Origin of the sequence: Affinirhizobium helianthi (assembly GCF_042680945.1) — a bacterium.
GTDB lineage: Bacteria > Pseudomonadota > Alphaproteobacteria > Rhizobiales > Rhizobiaceae > Neorhizobium > Neorhizobium helianthi.
The window spans coordinates 318,989-334,726 of the sequence record NZ_JBHUEQ010000003.1 but is presented as its reverse complement, the minus strand read 5'-3'; the positions used below and the strand labels follow the sequence as shown (position 1 = coordinate 334,726).

At 57.3% G+C, this 15,738-nt stretch carries 14 protein-coding genes; 6 read left to right on the top strand and 8 right to left on the bottom strand.

Annotated features, from left to right (window positions below; all coding sequences use genetic code 11):
* Window positions 1-5: 5 nt before the first annotated feature.
* The 6 genes from ACFSE1_RS02155 to ACFSE1_RS02130 all read right to left on the bottom strand — a co-directional run bounded on the left by ACFSE1_RS02155 (window position 6) and on the right by ACFSE1_RS02130 (window position 6,594).
* Window positions 6-386, bottom strand: coding sequence for an SUF system Fe-S cluster assembly protein (locus tag ACFSE1_RS02155; RefSeq protein WP_377395868.1), 381 nt, complete (start codon window positions 384-386; stop codon window positions 6-8).
* A gap of 10 nt (window positions 387-396) precedes the next feature.
* Complete coding sequence (locus ACFSE1_RS02150; RefSeq protein WP_377395865.1) at window positions 397-1,626, bottom strand: cysteine desulfurase; 1,230 nt, start codon at window positions 1,624-1,626, stop codon at window positions 397-399.
* Between the two features lie 64 nt (window positions 1,627-1,690).
* Window positions 1,691-2,965 carry a Fe-S cluster assembly protein SufD gene (gene sufD, locus ACFSE1_RS02145; RefSeq protein WP_377395862.1) on the bottom strand — a complete coding sequence of 425 codons (1,275 nt, stop codon included), beginning with the start codon at window positions 2,963-2,965 and terminating at the stop codon, window positions 1,691-1,693.
* 24 nt (window positions 2,966-2,989) lie between these two features.
* Window positions 2,990-3,745, bottom strand: a complete 756-nt coding sequence (gene sufC, locus ACFSE1_RS02140) for a Fe-S cluster assembly ATPase SufC (protein WP_377395860.1) — start codon at window positions 3,743-3,745, stop codon at window positions 2,990-2,992.
* 71 nt (window positions 3,746-3,816) lie between these two features.
* Window positions 3,817-5,286 carry a Fe-S cluster assembly protein SufB gene (sufB, locus tag ACFSE1_RS02135; RefSeq protein ID WP_377395857.1) on the bottom strand — a complete coding sequence of 490 codons (1,470 nt, stop codon included), beginning with the start codon at window positions 5,284-5,286 and terminating at the stop codon, window positions 3,817-3,819.
* 141 nt (window positions 5,287-5,427) lie between these two features.
* Window positions 5,428-6,594, bottom strand: a complete 1,167-nt coding sequence (locus tag ACFSE1_RS02130; protein WP_377395854.1) for a cysteine desulfurase family protein — start codon at window positions 6,592-6,594, stop codon at window positions 5,428-5,430.
* A 212-nt stretch (window positions 6,595-6,806) separates the two neighbouring features.
* Between ACFSE1_RS02130 and ACFSE1_RS02125 the strand changes: the two genes are divergently transcribed.
* Complete coding sequence (locus ACFSE1_RS02125; protein ID WP_377395851.1) at window positions 6,807-7,484, top strand: alpha/beta hydrolase; 678 nt, start codon at window positions 6,807-6,809, stop codon at window positions 7,482-7,484.
* Window positions 7,485-7,606: 122 nt separating this feature from the next.
* On the opposite strand, the gene ACFSE1_RS02120 is transcribed toward ACFSE1_RS02125, so the two are convergent.
* Window positions 7,607-8,785, bottom strand: coding sequence for a GGDEF domain-containing protein (locus tag ACFSE1_RS02120; RefSeq protein WP_377395848.1), 1,179 nt, complete (start codon window positions 8,783-8,785; stop codon window positions 7,607-7,609).
* A gap of 187 nt (window positions 8,786-8,972) precedes the next feature.
* Here ACFSE1_RS02120 and tyrS point away from each other — a divergent pair, with 187 nt between their 5' ends.
* A complete protein-coding gene (gene tyrS, locus ACFSE1_RS02115) occupies window positions 8,973-10,226 on the top strand; it encodes a tyrosine--tRNA ligase (RefSeq protein WP_377395845.1) in 1,254 nt (417 codons plus the stop codon).
* A 123-nt stretch (window positions 10,227-10,349) separates the two neighbouring features.
* On the opposite strand, the gene ACFSE1_RS02110 is transcribed toward tyrS, so the two are convergent.
* Window positions 10,350-11,219: an ATP-binding protein gene (locus ACFSE1_RS02110; RefSeq protein WP_377395841.1), complete on the bottom strand. Its 870-nt coding sequence runs from the start codon at window positions 11,217-11,219 to the stop codon at window positions 10,350-10,352.
* A 197-nt stretch (window positions 11,220-11,416) separates the two neighbouring features.
* On the opposite strand from ACFSE1_RS02110, the gene yajC reads away from it, so the two are divergent.
* The 4 genes from yajC (at window position 11,417) to ACFSE1_RS02090 (ending at window position 15,673) form a co-directional block, all read left to right on the top strand.
* The gene (gene yajC, locus ACFSE1_RS02105) at window positions 11,417-11,767 is read left to right on the top strand and encodes a preprotein translocase subunit YajC (protein ID WP_377395838.1); all 351 of its coding nucleotides are present in this window, start codon (window positions 11,417-11,419) and stop codon (window positions 11,765-11,767) included.
* 73 nt (window positions 11,768-11,840) lie between these two features.
* Window positions 11,841-14,408 carry a protein translocase subunit SecDF gene (secDF, locus tag ACFSE1_RS02100; protein ID WP_377395835.1) on the top strand — a complete coding sequence of 856 codons (2,568 nt, stop codon included), beginning with the start codon at window positions 11,841-11,843 and terminating at the stop codon, window positions 14,406-14,408.
* A 2-nt stretch (window positions 14,409-14,410) separates the two neighbouring features.
* Window positions 14,411-14,797 carry an Mth938-like domain-containing protein gene (locus tag ACFSE1_RS02095; RefSeq protein WP_377395832.1) on the top strand — a complete coding sequence of 129 codons (387 nt, stop codon included), beginning with the start codon at window positions 14,411-14,413 and terminating at the stop codon, window positions 14,795-14,797.
* A gap of 21 nt (window positions 14,798-14,818) precedes the next feature.
* Window positions 14,819-15,673, top strand: coding sequence for a phytoene/squalene synthase family protein (locus tag ACFSE1_RS02090; RefSeq protein ID WP_377395829.1), 855 nt, complete (start codon window positions 14,819-14,821; stop codon window positions 15,671-15,673).
* The last annotated feature ends 65 nt before the right edge of the window (window positions 15,674-15,738 follow it).

Here is a 15,738-nt window from a genome sequence, read left to right as displayed (position 1 = left end):
CTTGCTCAATACCAACCAACCGCGACTTGCGCCTCTTCGGACATGCGCTCTGGCGTCCACGGCGGATCGAATGTCATTTCCACTTCGACGCCGGAAACGCCTTCCACTGCACCAACCGCATTCTCCACCCAGCCCGGCATTTCGCCGGCAACCGGGCAACCGGGTGCAGTCAATGTCATGACGATCTTGACCAGCCGGTCATCCTCGATGTCGATCTTGTAGATCAGTCCGAGCTCGAAGATATCCGCCGGAATTTCCGGGTCATAGACGGTTTTCAACGCGGACACGATGTCATCGGAAAGACGCGCCAGTTCCTCGGGAGGAATGGCGGATTGGATGATGCCTTCTCGGGCATCCCACTTTGGAATGGTTTCTTCGGTCGACATTGTTTCGTCCTCAGGCAAAGAAGTTTCGCGCATAGTCGAGCGCATCAGCCAGCGCATCCACCTCGGCGCGCGTGTTGTACATCGCGAATGATGCACGGCAAGTGGAAGTTACACCGAACCGTTTCAAGAGCGGCATGGCACAATGTGTACCGGCGCGAACGGCAACGCCCTTCCGGTCAATGACCATGGAAACATCATGCGCGTGAATACCCGCCAGTTCGAAGGAGAATATCGAGCCCTTGCCCGCTGCGTTGCCGATGATGCGTAGCGAGTTGATGGCACGCAACCGCTCATTGGCATAGGCCGTCAGATCAGCCTCATGGGCAGTAATCGCTTCGCGGCCGACCTTCTCCATGTAATCCAGCGCATAGCCAAGGCCAATGGCCTGGACGATGGGAGGCGTTCCCGCTTCAAACCGATGGGGCGGATCGTTGTAGGTGACGAAATCTTCCGCCACATCAACGATCATTTCACCGCCGCCCTGGAAGGGTCGCATCTCCAGCAGACGCTCCTGCTTGCCGTAAAGCACGCCGATACCGGAGGGACCATACAGCTTGTGGCCGGTCATTACATACCAGTCGCAGTCAATGTCGCGCACATCGACCGGCATATGGACTGCGCCCTGGCTTCCATCCACCAGAACCGGAATGCCCCGCTCACGCGCCAGACGGCAGACATCCTTCACTGGCACCACTGTTCCCAACGCGTTGGACATATGGGTGACTGCAATCAGCCGTGTCTTTTCCGTCAGGCACTTCTCGAAGTCTTCGAGATGAAATGCCCCGTCGTCATCGACAGGCACCCATACCAGTTTCACGCCCTGGCGCTCACGCAGGAAATGCCAGGGAACGATGTTCGAGTGATGCTCCAGAATGGTGAGGACAATCTCGTCGCCCTCCTTCAGATGCGGCATCGCCCAGCCATAGGCAACCGTATTGATTGCTTCGGTGGAGTTCTTCGTGAATACGATGTTGTCAACCGACGCGGCATTCAGGAACCGGCGCACTTTCTCCCGCGCAGCCTCGTAAGCTTCAGTTGCTGCATTAGAAAGATAATGCAAGCCCCTGTGGACATTTGCATATTCATGTGAATAAGCATGAGCAATCGCATCGATAACCGACTGGGGCTTCTGGGCGGATGCGCCATTATCCAGATAGACCAGAGGCTTGCCATGGACCATGGTGGAGAGGATCGGAAAATCGCGACGGATCGCTTCGACATCATAGGTCATGATGGCCATCTCACATGTTCAGCGAACAAAAAGTGTAACAGGGGCGGCAAGCGTCTCGCCGCCCTCTGTTTAATCAGGCATGCTTTTCAAGCCAGCTGCTGATGATCTCTTCAAGAGCCTCAACCAGCGCTTCCTCTTCCAGCTCCTCGACGATTTCCGCCACAAAAGCATTCACCAGCATGGCGCGTGCCCTGTTGCGCGGAATGCCGCGCGCCATCAGGTAGTAGAGATGGTTGTCGTCGATATCGGCAACCGTCGCACCATGGCCGCACTGCACGTCGTCGGCAAAGATTTCCAGTTCAGGCTTGGCGGCAAACTCTGCGTCATCAGACATCAGCAGCGTGTTGCATGCCATACGGGCGTCGGTCTTCTGCGCGTCAATCGCCACCTTGATCATGCCCTGGAAAACGCCACGGGCGCGATCGAACACAACGTTGCGGAAAATTTCCGTCGAGGTTGTGTTCGGCACATTATGGCCGAGAACCAGTGTCACGTCCGTATGGGTGTCGCCGCCCAGAAGATTGACGCCGCGAAGCGTGAGGTCGGCGCCCTCGCCTGCCACGTCTACCCGCAACTCCTGGCGTACCAACTTGCCACCAGCATTGATGACGAAGAGGCGAAGCTTGGCGTTATCGCCGATGCGCAGGCGCACCTGACCGAGATGGGTATCGTTTTCGCCCTGCTCCTGCAGAACGATCCACGTGACTTCTGCGCCGTCGTCCAGCGATATATCGCTGATGGAGGACACGAAAGCCTGACCGTCCGTGGTCTGCAGATGCCGCTCGATGACAGTCGCCTTCGAGCCAGCACCGAAGCTGACGGGAAAGCGGGTATGAGCCTGACCTGCGCCGTGCAGCGCCTGGACTTCAATCGGATGCTCGATTTCGACGCCAGCCGGAAACTCAAGCACGTAGCCATCGCGCACAAAGCTACCGTTGATCTTGCCAACGGTATCGTCCGCGTCGCTGATCGAGAGACCGGGAGCAGCCGTTCCTTCGCGCAGCATATCTGCGAAAGAGGAGATCAGCACGCCTTCAACGGAAGCCTTTGCATCTGCCTCACCCTGGCGCGTCACCAGAACTGCAGCACCTTCCACAAGCGCGGAAGGATTGCGGGTGGAGGCAGCCGGTGCATTCGCCGGAATGGAGCGAACGAGCGATTTCAGGTCGGTATAGTGCCAGGCCTCCACGCGGCGAGTGGGCAAGCCGTTCGTCTTGAGATCATCCACAAGACGGTCACGCGCGCTGATAACAGCCCCATTACCCGGCAAATCGCCTATCTGGGCATTGTAGCTTTCAACCAACGCAGATTCCGCCGCGGTGAGACGGCTCTGAGTCTGCATGTTCATGGCAGTCATCCTTTCGCCCTCGCCTCAGGCTGCTGCGCCGATGATATCGGCGTAACCATTGGCTTCCAGTTCCAGCGCCAGATCCTTGTCGCCAGTGCGGATGATTTGGCCCTTGTAGAGAACGTGAACCGTGTCCGGCACGATGTAATCGAGCAGGCGCTGATAGTGGGTGATCACGATCACTGCACGATCCGGCGACTTCAGTGCATTCACACCATCGGCCACGATCTTGAGGGCGTCGATGTCGAGACCGGAATCCGTCTCATCAAGAACGCAAAGCTTTGGCTCCAGAAGTGCCATCTGAAGGATTTCCGCGCGCTTCTTTTCACCGCCGGAGAAACCGACGTTCAGCGGGCGCTTCAGCATGTCCGGGTTGATCTTCAACTCGGCAGCGGCTTCCTTCACGCGGCGCATGAAATCCGGCGTGGAGAGCTCGTCTTCACCGCGCGCCTTGCGCTGTTCATTCATCGCCACCTTCAGGAACTGCATGGTAGCAACGCCGGGGATTTCCACCGGATACTGGAAAGCAAGGAAAATGCCCTTGGCCGCACGCTCAGCCGGATCCAGTTCCAGAATGTTCTCGCCGTTATAAAGGATCTCGCCTTCGGTCACTTCGTAATCTTCGCGGCCAGACAGGATGTAGGAGAGCGTGGACTTGCCAGAGCCATTCGGGCCCATGATGGCAGCCACTTCACCAGCCTTTACGGTGAGGTTCAAGCCACGGATGATTTCGGTACCGTCCTCGGCGATGCGGGCGTGCAGGTTCTTGATTTCAAGCATATGTCTATCCTTCCGGACAAAGAGAATGGCGCAAAGCGCAATGGGTAAAGCAGAGTCAGAATGGGCTGCGATCAGCCCACGCTGCCTTCAAGTGAGATGCCGATGAGCTTCTGCGCTTCAACCGCGAATTCCATAGGCAGCTCCTGAATGACTTCCTTGACGAAGCCGTTCACGATGAGGGCGATTGCCGCCTCTTCGGGAATGCCGCGCTGCAGGCAGTAGAACAGCTGGTCCTCGGAGATCTTCGAGGTCGTGGCTTCGTGCTCGAACTGTGCGGAAGAATTCTTCGCCTCAATGTAGGGCACGGTATGCGCGCCACATCTGTCACCGATCAGCAGCGAGTCGCACTGGGTGAAGTTGCGGGCATTGGAAGCCTTGCGATGGGCGGAGACCTGACCGCGATAGGTGTTTTGCGAAACGCCCGCCGCGATGCCCTTGGAGATGATACGGCTCGACGTGTTTTTGCCGAGGTGGATCATCTTCGTGCCGGAATCGATCTGCTGGTGACCGTTGGAAACAGCAATCGAGTAGAACTCGCCACGGCTATCATCACCGCGCAGAATGCAGCTTGGATACTTCCAGGTAATGGCAGACCCGGTCTCAACCTGCGTCCACGAAATCTTCGAACGGTCACCACGGCAATCGCCACGCTTGGTCACGAAGTTGTAGATGCCGCCCTTGCCTTCCTTGTCACCCGGATACCAGTTCTGGACGGTGGAATATTTAATTTCGGCATCATCCAGAGCCACAAGCTCAACCACAGCCGCATGAAGCTGGTTCTCATCGCGCTGTGGTGCCGTGCAGCCTTCGAGATAGGACACGTAGGCACCCTCATCCGCGATGATCAGCGTGCGCTCGAACTGACCCGTATTCTTTTCGTTGATGCGGAAGTAGGTGGAAAGTTCCATCGGGCAACGCACGCCCTTCGGCACATAGACAAAAGAGCCGTCTGTAAACACGGCCGAATTAAGCGTTGCATAGTAATTATCGGAGGTGGGAACCACGGAACCGAGATACTTCTTCACCAGTTCCGGATGCTCGCGAACGGCTTCCGAGATCGACATGAAGATCACGCCGGCCTTGGCAAGTTCCTTCTTGAAGGTTGTCACAACCGATACGGAATCGAAGACGGCATCCACAGCCACGCGCGGCTTTTCGACACCGGCGAGGATTTCCTGCTCTTTCAGCGGAATACCAAGCTTCTCGTAAACCTTCAGCAGCTCGGGATCGACTTCGTCCAGCGATTTGGGGCCAGACGTCGTCTTTGGCGCCGCGTAGTAATAGAGATCGTTGAAATCGATCTTGGGATAATCAACGCGCGCCCAGGTGGGCTCTTCCATCGTCAACCAGCGGCGATAGGCCTCAAGACGCCATTCGAGCATCCATTCCGGCTCTTCTTTTTTTGCCGAGATGAAGTGAATGATCTCTTCGGAAAGGCCCTTAGGAGCCTTGTCGACTTCGATAACCGTTTCGAAGCCATACTTGTACTGGTCAACATCGATCTGGCGGACCTGATCGATCGTTTCCTGCACGGCAGCCATACTCATTCTCCAATCTCGCCGGAATCAAGGGTCCGGCAGGTTGTCATACTTCGGCGGGGATCCGCCTTTATGTAGGGGCCAGAAGGCGATTTTCACACCATTTGGCAAGTCTATTTTTGCGTTTCTGCAATTCGTCTCTTTTTACGCAGCGGCACCCGCCGTTTTTCGTCTCATTGCAATCCTTCGAAAAGCAGATAATGCCTTCTCGATATCTCCCGCCTGCGATGTGGGCCCCAGCGAGATGCGCAAAGCCCCCATGTCCGGATCGCAGCCCATTGCCGCCAGCACATGGCTCTGTCCAACCTTGCCGGACGAGCAGGCCGACCCTGCGGACAGGGCAACACCTTCGAGATCGAAGGCGATCTGTCCCGTTTCAGACTTCAAACCGGGAAGCGTAAAGAAGCAGGTGTTCGCAACACGATCGACATTCCGGCCATGAATAATGACGTCAGGCGCAGCCTCAAACATGCCCGTCTCAAGCTCATCTCTCAAAGCGGCGATCCTCTGGTTGCGCGCAGAAAGGTCATGGAGCGCCTCGTCCGCAGCCGCACCAAATCCAACGATGCCAGGAAAGTTTTCAGTTCCCGAGCGATGCCCCTTTTCCTGCCCGCCGCCACGAATAAGAGCATGCGGCATCATCACTTCACCGCGAGCGATAAGTGCGCCGACGCCTTTGGGCCCACCGATCTTGTGAGAGGAAATAATAATGAAATCGGCATCAAGCCTGGCAATATCCAGAGGCAGACGGCCCGCCGCCTGCACCGCGTCCACCACCAGCAATCCGCCTTGGCCACGAACCAGCTTGGCGACTTCGGCGATGGGCTGAATAACGCCTGTTTCGTTATTCACCAGCATGACCGCCACCATCGGCAAGCCTGCGGCACCGTCATGTTCGGCCAGCAGACGCTCCAACGCGGAAAGATCGACAACGCCGGACGGCATCACGGGAATTTCCGCAATCTGACCCGACGAGAATCGACCGCCTTCACGCACGGCCGGATGTTCGATGGAGGAGACGTACAATTTCCCAAATCGGAGCGGAGATCGCCCCATCTTGAAGTCTGGTGTCAGCACCAGATTTGCCGCTTCGGTGGCGCCACTGGTCAATGTCACGTGCTGGGGCTCTGCCCCTGCCAGCGCTGCAATCTGCTGGCGGGCTTTGCCCAGTGCCGCGCGGGCAGCACGCCCCTCGGCATGAACGGAGGACGCATTGCCTGGCAGATCGTAGGCCGAAAGCATGGCTGAACGAGCCGCTTCGGAAAGCGGCGCAGTGGCGTTCCAATCCAGATATGCTCTCTCCGTCGCCATTGCCTCTTCCGGTTTACTGTCTAGTTGATGCAGGGCGACGCATTTTCCTTGAAATTTTCGCCTTGCATGCCTTATGAGACGACCAACTGGGCGGCGCTTTGTAGCAGCCCAACTTTCGAATGGTTCTAAACTGTTTCTAGAAAAGATGACTGGCTCCGTCAAGTCAAGCCATCAGGAAACGTTAGAAACATCCAAAGCTGACCGGAGTACCGATGCCTGAAGTCATTTTCAACGGCCCTGCGGGCCGCCTCGAAGGGCGCTACCAGCCCTCCAAGGAAAAGAGCGCCCCGATTGCCATCATCCTGCACCCGCACCCTCAGTTCGGCGGCACGATGAACAACCAGATTGTCTATCAGCTCTTTTACATGTTCCAGAAGCGAGGCTTCACGACGCTGCGCTTCAATTTCCGAGGTATCGGACGCAGCCAGGGTGAGTTCGATCACGGCGCTGGCGAGCTTTCCGATGCTGCTTCCGCGCTGGATTGGGTGCAGAGCCTGCATCCCGATTCGAAAAGCTGCTGGGTGGCCGGCTATTCTTTCGGCGCGTGGATCGGCATGCAGCTTCTCATGCGCCGGCCGGAAATTGAGGGCTTCATGTCCATCGCGCCGCAGCCGAACATCTACGACTTTTCGTTCCTGGCGCCCTGCCCCTCTTCCGGTCTGATCATCAATGGCGACGCGGACAAGGTGGCACCTGAAAAGGATGTCAACAGCCTCGTTGAGAAGCTGAAGACGCAGAAGGGAATTCTTATCACCCACCGCACCGTTGAAGGCGCGAACCACTTCTTCAACAACAAGGTTGAAGCACTGATGGGTGAATGCGAGGATTATCTGGATCGTCGCCTCAACGGCGAACTCGTTCCTGAACCCGCCGCCAAGCGCATTCGCTAATCAGCACGACCCGGTTTTATGAAGGCCCTTCGGGGCCTTCTTTCGTTTTACGTCCAAAGCGCTTCGTCAAATTGTAACGGGGCCGGACGCAGAAACGCCAACGCGCTTTTCATCAACCCGCACTAACCAACGATTTTTGGAACAAAAACGGGACCGGAACGGTAGCGCACGCAGTTACGACCGGCTGCCTTGGCATCGTAAAGTGCCGCGTCCGCCATACGTGTTGCGCTTACCAATTGCTGGGGCTCATCAAAAACAGACACGCCGAAACTGGCTGTGGCTCGAAACCCCGTGGGAAGTCCTGGAATCGTTTGCACCTCCATGGCACCGCGTATGGCTTGCGCCAGCATCATCGCAGCATCCAGAGAGGTCTGCGGCAAAAGAATGCAGAATTCCTCGCCGCCCAGACGTCCCGTCACCGCTTCGGCAGGTGCGCTCGCTTTCAGCAACTTCCCAAAGGTGCGGATAACGGAATCGCCGGAGTAATGTCCGTGGGTATCGTTGACCCGCTTGAAATGATCCAGATCGCAAAGAATAACAGAATGAGGACCAATGGGTGACCTTCGCAAGGCATCCTGCACTTTGTTCTCAAAGCCTCGCCTGTTGAGCAAAGAGCTGAGGGAATCGACTTCGGAATTCGTACGCTCGTCCGCCATGATCTGCAGTACCAGGACAGCCAGCAAGGTGAGACCGGTCATCACCACAAGCACGGCTGTCAAACTCTGGGAGATAACGGCGTAACTTGTGCCGAGGTAATCGGTAGCGGACTGCCCCGCACCAACGGCAACCGCGAGATAAGCCTTGAGCACAAAATGAGCGCCAGTGAACAGAAGGACAATCAGAAGCATACGATCGATAGGGGCGCGGCGCATTGAGCGCGCGACAGCGGCCATGCATGCAAAGCAGGCGATCGCGAATGGAAACTGATAGCTGACCGAATGGACAGGAGAATTAGACGGCACATCGTAAAAGAGGGCGTTCAGCAAAACGCTCAACATATAAAACGCGCCCAGAATCACCCAGGGCATTCTGGCACCATACAGAGCAGCAGTGCCGACCGAGATTAAAAGCAGACCGCCAAGAGCTGTCGCAAATGCGAGAACCGCTGAAAGCTGAACCAAGGCGCCGTAGGCCACCCACAATTCTGCCGGAGCAGACAGCGATGCAACGGCAAAACCAAAACCAATCCAGCGTGCAGCATCACGTGAACGGCTGCGCGGCGCCACAGCAAAAAAGACGCTGGCAAACGCAATTGCAATGATGAAGTTGCCGATCAGATAAACACTAGCGCCGTTGAACACGCTTATAAGCCTCTTGAGCCCAGTTTATCGGGCAATGATATGGTAGAGCCAACTTAATAACCAACCCTTACCTGCAGATGACAAAGCGACCCTGTATCGCAATCGCTTTTTTGGAGTGATTCTCCACAAAAACAGTGTTAGAGGCCCCCTTGATCAATTCCAACCACCCTCCTGCTAGAGTTCTATCATGTCCAGGTTCAAGTCCGATTTCCTCCGCACGCTCGACGAACGCGGCTTCATTCACCAGGTCTCAGATGAGACCGGCCTGGATGAACTGCTGACCAAGGAGAAGGTGACGGCCTATATCGGTTATGATCCGACGGCGTCCAGTCTGCATGTCGGGCATTTGACGCAGATTATGATGCTGCACTGGTTTCAGGAAACCGGCCACCGTCCGATCTCCCTGATGGGCGGCGGAACCGGCATGGTCGGCGATCCCTCCTTCAAGGAGGAAGCGCGCAAGCTGATGACGATTGACATGATCGAGGAGAACATCGCCTCCATCAAGCGCTGCTTCTCCAACTACCTCGATTATGATCGTCCCGGAAATGCGGCCCTGATGATCAACAATGCGGAATGGCTGCGCCCGTTGAACTATCTTGAATTTCTGCGTGACGTGGGCCGTCATTTTTCGGTCAATCGCATGCTCTCCTTCGACAGTGTGAAAACACGTTTGGATCGCGAACAGTCGCTGTCCTTTCTCGAATTCAACTACATGATTCTGCAGGCATACGACTTTGTCGAGCTGTCACGCCGCTACGAGTGCCGCTTGCAAATGGGCGGTTCCGACCAGTGGGGCAACATTGTCAATGGTATCGACCTTGGCCACCGCATGGGCACACCGCAGCTCTACGCCCTTACCTCACCATTGCTGACCACCTCTTCCGGCGCGAAGATGGGCAAGTCCGCTTCCGGCGCGGTCTGGCTGAATGCTGAATTGATGCCGGTCTACGATTTCTGGCAGTACTGGCGCAACACGGAAGACGCTGACGTTCATCGCTTCCTGAAGCTTTTCACCACGCTGCCGATGGAGGAAATCGCACGCCTGGCCGCTCTTGGCGGATCGGAAATCAACGAGGCGAAGAAGATTCTCGCAACGGAAGTGACCGCCATCCTGCATGGGCGGGAAGCGGCGGAACAGGCTGCTGAAACCGCCCGCAAGACCTTCGAGGAAGGCGCACTGGCAGATACGCTCCCCGCCATCGAAGTCCCGCAGGCCGAACTTGAAGCCGGTCTCGGCCTGCTTTCCCTCGTGGTTCGGGCTGGCCTGGCTGCGTCCAACGGCGAAGCGCGCCGCCATGTCCAGGGCGGTGCCGTGCGCATTAACGATGTCGCCATCTCGGATGAACGCAAGATGATCGGCACGTCCGAGATCACCGGTGACGGCGTCATCAAACTGTCTCTGGGCAAGAAAAAGCACATACTGGTGCGCCCGGCCTGATCAAGACATCCCGCAAGCTTTCAGCTTCGGTGATCACACCCGCTGCCGCGCAAAAGCACCAGCTTTGCGCGGCAGTCTTTAGCCAGTTTTTCCCGGAGAAGGCGTCCCTCCCCGGCTTTCGGCTCATTCGAGGGGAAGCGGCAGTCGAAGCCGGCCAGCAAGGTCCTGAATATATTGCCAGGACACACGACCGGACCGGCCGCCACGCGTGGTGGCCCATTCCAAAGCCTCGGCGTGCAGCTGCGCGCGGGGAAGCTCAAGTTTGAAATGATCCGCATAGGCGTCAATCATTGCCAGATAGTCGTCCTGATTGCATTTGTGGAAGCCGAGCCACAGCCCGAACCGATCCGACAACGAAACCTTTTCTTCCACCGCTTCTGAAGGATTGATCGCCGTGGACTGCTCGTTTTCCATCATGTGGCGCGGGAGAAGGTGGCGTCTGTTGGACGTTGCGTAAAAAAGCACATTGTCCGGACGGCCCTCGATACCCCCGTCAAGCGCAGCCTTCAGCGATTTATAGGCTGTATCGTCATGATCAAAAGACAGGTCATCGCAGAAGACGATGACGCGATGGCCGGATGATTTGAGAATATCAAGCAGTGCAGGCAGAGAAGCGATGTCTTCGCGGTGAACCTCCACGAGCTTCAGCTGATCGTGCGCCAGGCGGATATCCGCATGGACGGCCTTGACCAGAGAGGACTTGCCCATGCCCCGCGCGCCCCACAGCAAAACATTGTTGGCCGGAAAGCCTTGGGCAAATCTCAGCGTGTTCTCATGCAGAATGTCTCGCACATGATCGACGCCGCGGATCAGCTTGAGCGCCACGCGGTTCGGCCTTGCCACCGGATGAAGATATTGATTGGCAGGCACCCAGACAAAGCAATCGGCGGCATTCCAGTCATTCACAGCCGGTGCCGGACCCGCCAGCCTTTCCAGTGCATTGGCCAGTCGGGTGATCTCGGCGAGCAAAAGAGCGGCATTATCCACGGACATTTGATCCTCCAGGCCGGAATTTCCCGGTCAAACGCTTGTTTTGCAGGCGGGGTAGCATGGCGTTTTGGTGTCCGAAAGGGTAATAGCCCTGAATTCAGTACTCCGTGGCTGCTGGTCGGTTGCTTTTGGTTAGAGGGTAACTATAGTCCGGCGGCTCGTAACGGGGTGCCTCGTTTCCGCAATTCTGGGAGTTTTCGATGTTCATCACTGAAGCATTCGCCCAAGCCCAAGGTGCTGCGCCCGGCGCATCCGCATTTGGCTCTGGCCTTGAGATGCTTTTCCTCTTCGCGCCGCTTATGGTGGTTTGGTATTTCTTCCTTATCCGCCCGCAGCGCGCACAGATGAAGAAGCGTCAGGAAACGCTTTCTAACATCCGCCGCGGCGATCAGGTCATCCTGGGCGGTGGCATTTCCGGCAAGGTGACCAAGGTTGTCGATGACAACGAGCTGGAAGTCGAAATTGCCGAAGGCGTGAAGGTGCGGGTTCTGCGCACCTATATCGCGGAAGTCCGCGTCAAGGGCGAGCCGGTCAAGACCGAGGCTGCCTGATACTAGTCCCAAATCGGAAGCAGGCGCCGCAAGCCGCGGCGCTGCTTCCTGACGCCAGAATATCGAGAGCTCAATGCTATACTTCTCCCGCTGGAAGACCGTTTTCATATGGTTCGTTATTGCCGTCAGCTTGCTGATAGCAGCGCCCAACCTGTTCAGTAACGAGCAATTGGCAAAGCTCCCGTCCTGGTTCCCGACCAAGAAGGTCACCCTGGGTCTCGACCTGCAGGGTGGCTCTCATATCATGCTCAAGATCGAGCGTGCCGACATTGTAAAAGAACGTCTTGAAACCGTCGTTGGCGACATCCGCAATGTTCTGCGTGAAGCGAATATTCGCTATACCGGCCTTAACGGAACAGGCCAGCAGATCCAGGTGCGAATCACCGATGTCGCGCAGCTTCAGGCGGCAAAGGATGCCCTGCAGCCGCTGCTGACACCCGTCTCGGCAGGCACATTCGGGGCAACTGTCACCGAAGTCTCCCTGCAGGATGACGGATCGGGCCTCCTGCGCCTTGAACTGACGGATTCCGGTATTGATTACCGCCTCTCCTCTGCCCTGACCCAATCGATCGAAGTCGTTCGCCGCCGTGTCGATGAACTGGGTACGACAGAGCCGCTCATCCAGCGCCAGGGCACAGATCGCATTATCGTGCAGGTGCCGGGTTTGCAGGATCCTCAGCGCCTCAAGGCCCTGTTGAACCAGACGGCAAAGCTCTCCTTCCACATGGTCGATACCAGCATGCCGGTGCAGGAAGCCTTGAATGGCCGTCCGCCCGCAAACTCGGAGATCATGTATTCGACCGACGATCCGGCCGTTCCCTATCTGGTTGAACGCCGCGCTCTGGTGTCCGGCGAAAATCTGGTGGATGCACAGGCAAGCTTCAACCAGCAGAATAACGAGCCTGTTGTTACCTTCCGCTTCGACTCCCGCGGTGCGCAACGTTTTGCACAGGCAACCCAGCAGAATGTCGGGCGTCCTTTCGCAATTATTCTCGATGATCAGGTCATCTCCGCCCCGGTTATCCGTGAGCCCATCATCGGTGGTTCCGGCCAGATTTCCGGCAATTTCACCGTTCAGGGCGCGAACGATCTCGCGGTTCTTCTGCGTGCCGGCGCGCTGCCTGCCACGCTGACGGTGGTTGAGGAGCGGACGGTCGGTCCGGGCCTTGGTGCGGACTCCATCCGCGCGGGCGTCGTCGCCAGCATCATCGGCGCCCTTTCCGTTGCGGGCTTCATGCTTGCCTTTTACGGCTTCTTTGGCGTCCTCGCCAATGTCGCTCTGGCCGTAAACATTGTCATGATCCTGGCGGTTCTGAGCGTGATCGGTTCCACGCTGACCCTCCCCGGCATTGCGGGTATCGTGTTGACGATGGGTATGGCGGTCGACTCCAACGTGCTTATCTACGAACGCATCCGTGAGGAAGTGAAGAGCGGTCGCGCCGTTGTGCCGTCCATTGCAAGCGGCTTCCAGCGGGCCTTTGCGACCATTATTGACGCAAACCTGACCACCTTGATTGCAGCCGTCGTGCTCTTCTATCTCGGTTCAGGCCCGGTACGTGGCTTTGCTGTCACTCTGGCTGTCGGTATCGTCACCACCGTGTTTACAGCCTTTACCTTTACGAACTGGATGTTCTCCCTCTGGATCAAGCGCTCGAAGCCAAAGGCTCTGCCAAAGGGCATTCGCACCGGCATTTTCGACGGTCGCGGCCTGCCCTTCATGTCCATCCGTCGCTACACATTTGCGGCGGCGGCGGCTCTTTCGGTTGCATCGCTCGTATCGTTCGCGACCGCTGGCATGAACCTCGGCATCGATTTCCGCGGCGGCTCGATCATCGAATTGAAGGCCAAGCAGGGCGATGCCGATATTGGCGATATTCGCGCCCGGCTGGACGGTCTGAACCTCGGCGATGTTCAGGCTCAGGGCTTTGGCGGCGCCCAGGATGTGCTCGTCCGTGTGCAGGCGCAGGAAGGCGGCGACAATGCCGAACAGAGTGCGCTTGAACGGATCCGCAACGAACTCGGCAACGATTACGAATTCCGCCGCGTCGAAGTGGTCGGGCCTGCCGTCTCAAGCGAGCTTTCCTACACGGCCACGCTTGGCGTTGGCGTCGCACTGTTGTTCATTCTGATCTACATCTGGTTCCGGTTCGAATGGCAGTTTGCGGTCGGCGCCATCGTCGCCACCATGCACGACGTCATCCTTACAATCGGTCTGTTTGTGTTGACGGGGATCGAGTTTAATCTGACGAGTATCGCGGCCATTCTGACGATTGTCGGCTATTCGCTGAACGATACGGTTGTCGTCTATGACCGCATGCGCGAAAACCTGCGGCGGTACAAAAAGATGCCGCTGGCAGAGCTGATCGACATATCGATCAACCAGACGCTGTCGCGTACCGTGCTGACGGGACTGACGACGTCGATTGCCCTATCCGCCCTTTACCTTTTCGGCGGAGAGGTCATCCGGTCCTTCACCTTTGCCATGCTGTTCGGCGTTGCTGTTGGCACATTCTCGTCCATCTACATTGCCGCACCGATCCTCATCGCCTTCCGTCTTCGCCCGGATGCTTTCAACAAGGGCGATGAATCGGAAAAGTCGAAGAAGAACGAGAGCCTGCCCAATAGCAAGGCGAGCGTATAACGGTGGCGCGCGGTCCGGAAATTCGCGACGCCCATTTTCCCGGGCGCGCTCCTATCGATGCCTATGGCAATGGCGGGTTTCGCTTTGCCGATATGTCACATCGCGGATCCCTCCTGTGTCTGCCATCAGGCATTCACGGGTGGGATATGGCGGAAGGCGATCCTCTCTCCATCGAGGCCTTCTCTCGCGTTTTGGAAGAGGCAGGTACTTTCGAGTTTCTGCTGATCGGCATGGGCAAGGATATTCGTCCCATTCCAGCCCCGCTGAAAGCAGCTCTGCGCGCACGCGGAATATCTTCCGATCCCATGGGAACTGGCGCAGCCGTGCGGACTTACAACATCATGCTGGGTGAAGCGCGGCCAGTCGCCGCTGCGCTCATTGCCATCTGAGCCTGTATTCGGAGATTATGTGTGGCCGCCAAGACAAGCGACCAGTGGGATATCTGCCTCGCCACGCTGCGCGATACGGATCGCGATCGCTATCTCGCGTGCCTTCTGTCTCCCGCTGAAAAGCGCGGTCATCTGGCAGCACTTTACGCTTTCAATGCAGAAATCGCGCGCATCCGCGAGGTAACGCACCAGCCGCTGGCTGGCGAGATCCGGCTGCAATGGTGGCGCGATCTTCTGGAGGGGCAGGCCCAGGGCGATGCTGGCGGAAACCCGATTGCCCGCTGCCTGCTTGAAACAATCGAGCATTTCCAACTGCCTAAACAGTTTCTGCTGGATATGCTCGAAGCCCGTACTTTCGATCTTTACGACGATCCCATGCCGGATCGATCAGCGCTGGAAGGCTATGCGGGGGAAACAGCATCGGCCATCCTGCAAATGGCTGCCATGATTCTCGATCATGACGCCGCTCGTTCCGTCACAGAGGTTGCGGGTCACGCGGGAGTGGCGCAAGCGATTGCCGGCAGCCTGCTCTTGCTGCCGTTTCATCGACGCCGGGGCCAGCTTTACATTCCGCAGGACATTCTGGCTGCGACCGGCCTGGACAGAGACACCTTCCTTGCCTGCGAGCCAAGAACCAGTTGCGACCGCGCCATTGAGGCTATGTGTGCCTTGGGTATGGATCACCTCGGCCGCGCCAGAAAGGCAGCCCCGATCCCCGGCAGCGTCATCAGCGCTTTTCTTCCGGTGGCCAATGTGGAAGCAATCTTGAACATGGCTTCCCGGGAAGGGGCGACACTCCTCGATCAGCCGGTACAGTTGCCTCAGTGGAGGCGGCAGATCGCCATGCTGAAGTGCCTTCTCTTGCGGAAAATCTGAAGACGAGAAACAGTGTCGTTTCACCACATTCGCACAAGCTAGATAACCTAGTCTCCCGCTATCTC

What these genes read in the sequence shown, in the direction of transcription:
- ACFSE1_RS02155 (WP_377395868.1), bottom strand. Translation starts at nt 386, where the DNA reads ATGTCGACCGAAGAAACCATTCCAAAGTGGGATGCCCGAGAAGGCATC.
- ACFSE1_RS02150 (WP_377395865.1), bottom strand. Translation starts at nt 1,626, where the DNA reads ATGGCCATCATGACCTATGATGTCGAAGCGATCCGTCGCGATTTTCCG.
- sufD (WP_377395862.1), bottom strand. Translation starts at nt 2,965, where the DNA reads ATGAACATGCAGACTCAGAGCCGTCTCACCGCGGCGGAATCTGCGTTG.
- sufC (WP_377395860.1), bottom strand. Translation starts at nt 3,745, where the DNA reads ATGCTTGAAATCAAGAACCTGCACGCCCGCATCGCCGAGGACGGTACC.
- sufB (WP_377395857.1), bottom strand. Translation starts at nt 5,286, where the DNA reads ATGGCTGCCGTGCAGGAAACGATCGATCAGGTCCGCCAGATCGATGTT.
- ACFSE1_RS02130 (WP_377395854.1), bottom strand. Translation starts at nt 6,594, where the DNA reads ATGGCGACGGAGAGAGCATATCTGGATTGGAACGCCACTGCGCCGCTT.
- ACFSE1_RS02125 (WP_377395851.1), top strand. Translation starts at nt 6,807, where the DNA reads ATGCCTGAAGTCATTTTCAACGGCCCTGCGGGCCGCCTCGAAGGGCGC.
- tyrS (WP_377395845.1), top strand. Translation starts at nt 8,973, where the DNA reads ATGTCCAGGTTCAAGTCCGATTTCCTCCGCACGCTCGACGAACGCGGC.
- ACFSE1_RS02110 (WP_377395841.1), bottom strand. Translation starts at nt 11,219, where the DNA reads ATGTCCGTGGATAATGCCGCTCTTTTGCTCGCCGAGATCACCCGACTG.
- yajC (WP_377395838.1), top strand. Translation starts at nt 11,417, where the DNA reads ATGTTCATCACTGAAGCATTCGCCCAAGCCCAAGGTGCTGCGCCCGGC.
- secDF (WP_377395835.1), top strand. Translation starts at nt 11,841, where the DNA reads ATGCTATACTTCTCCCGCTGGAAGACCGTTTTCATATGGTTCGTTATT.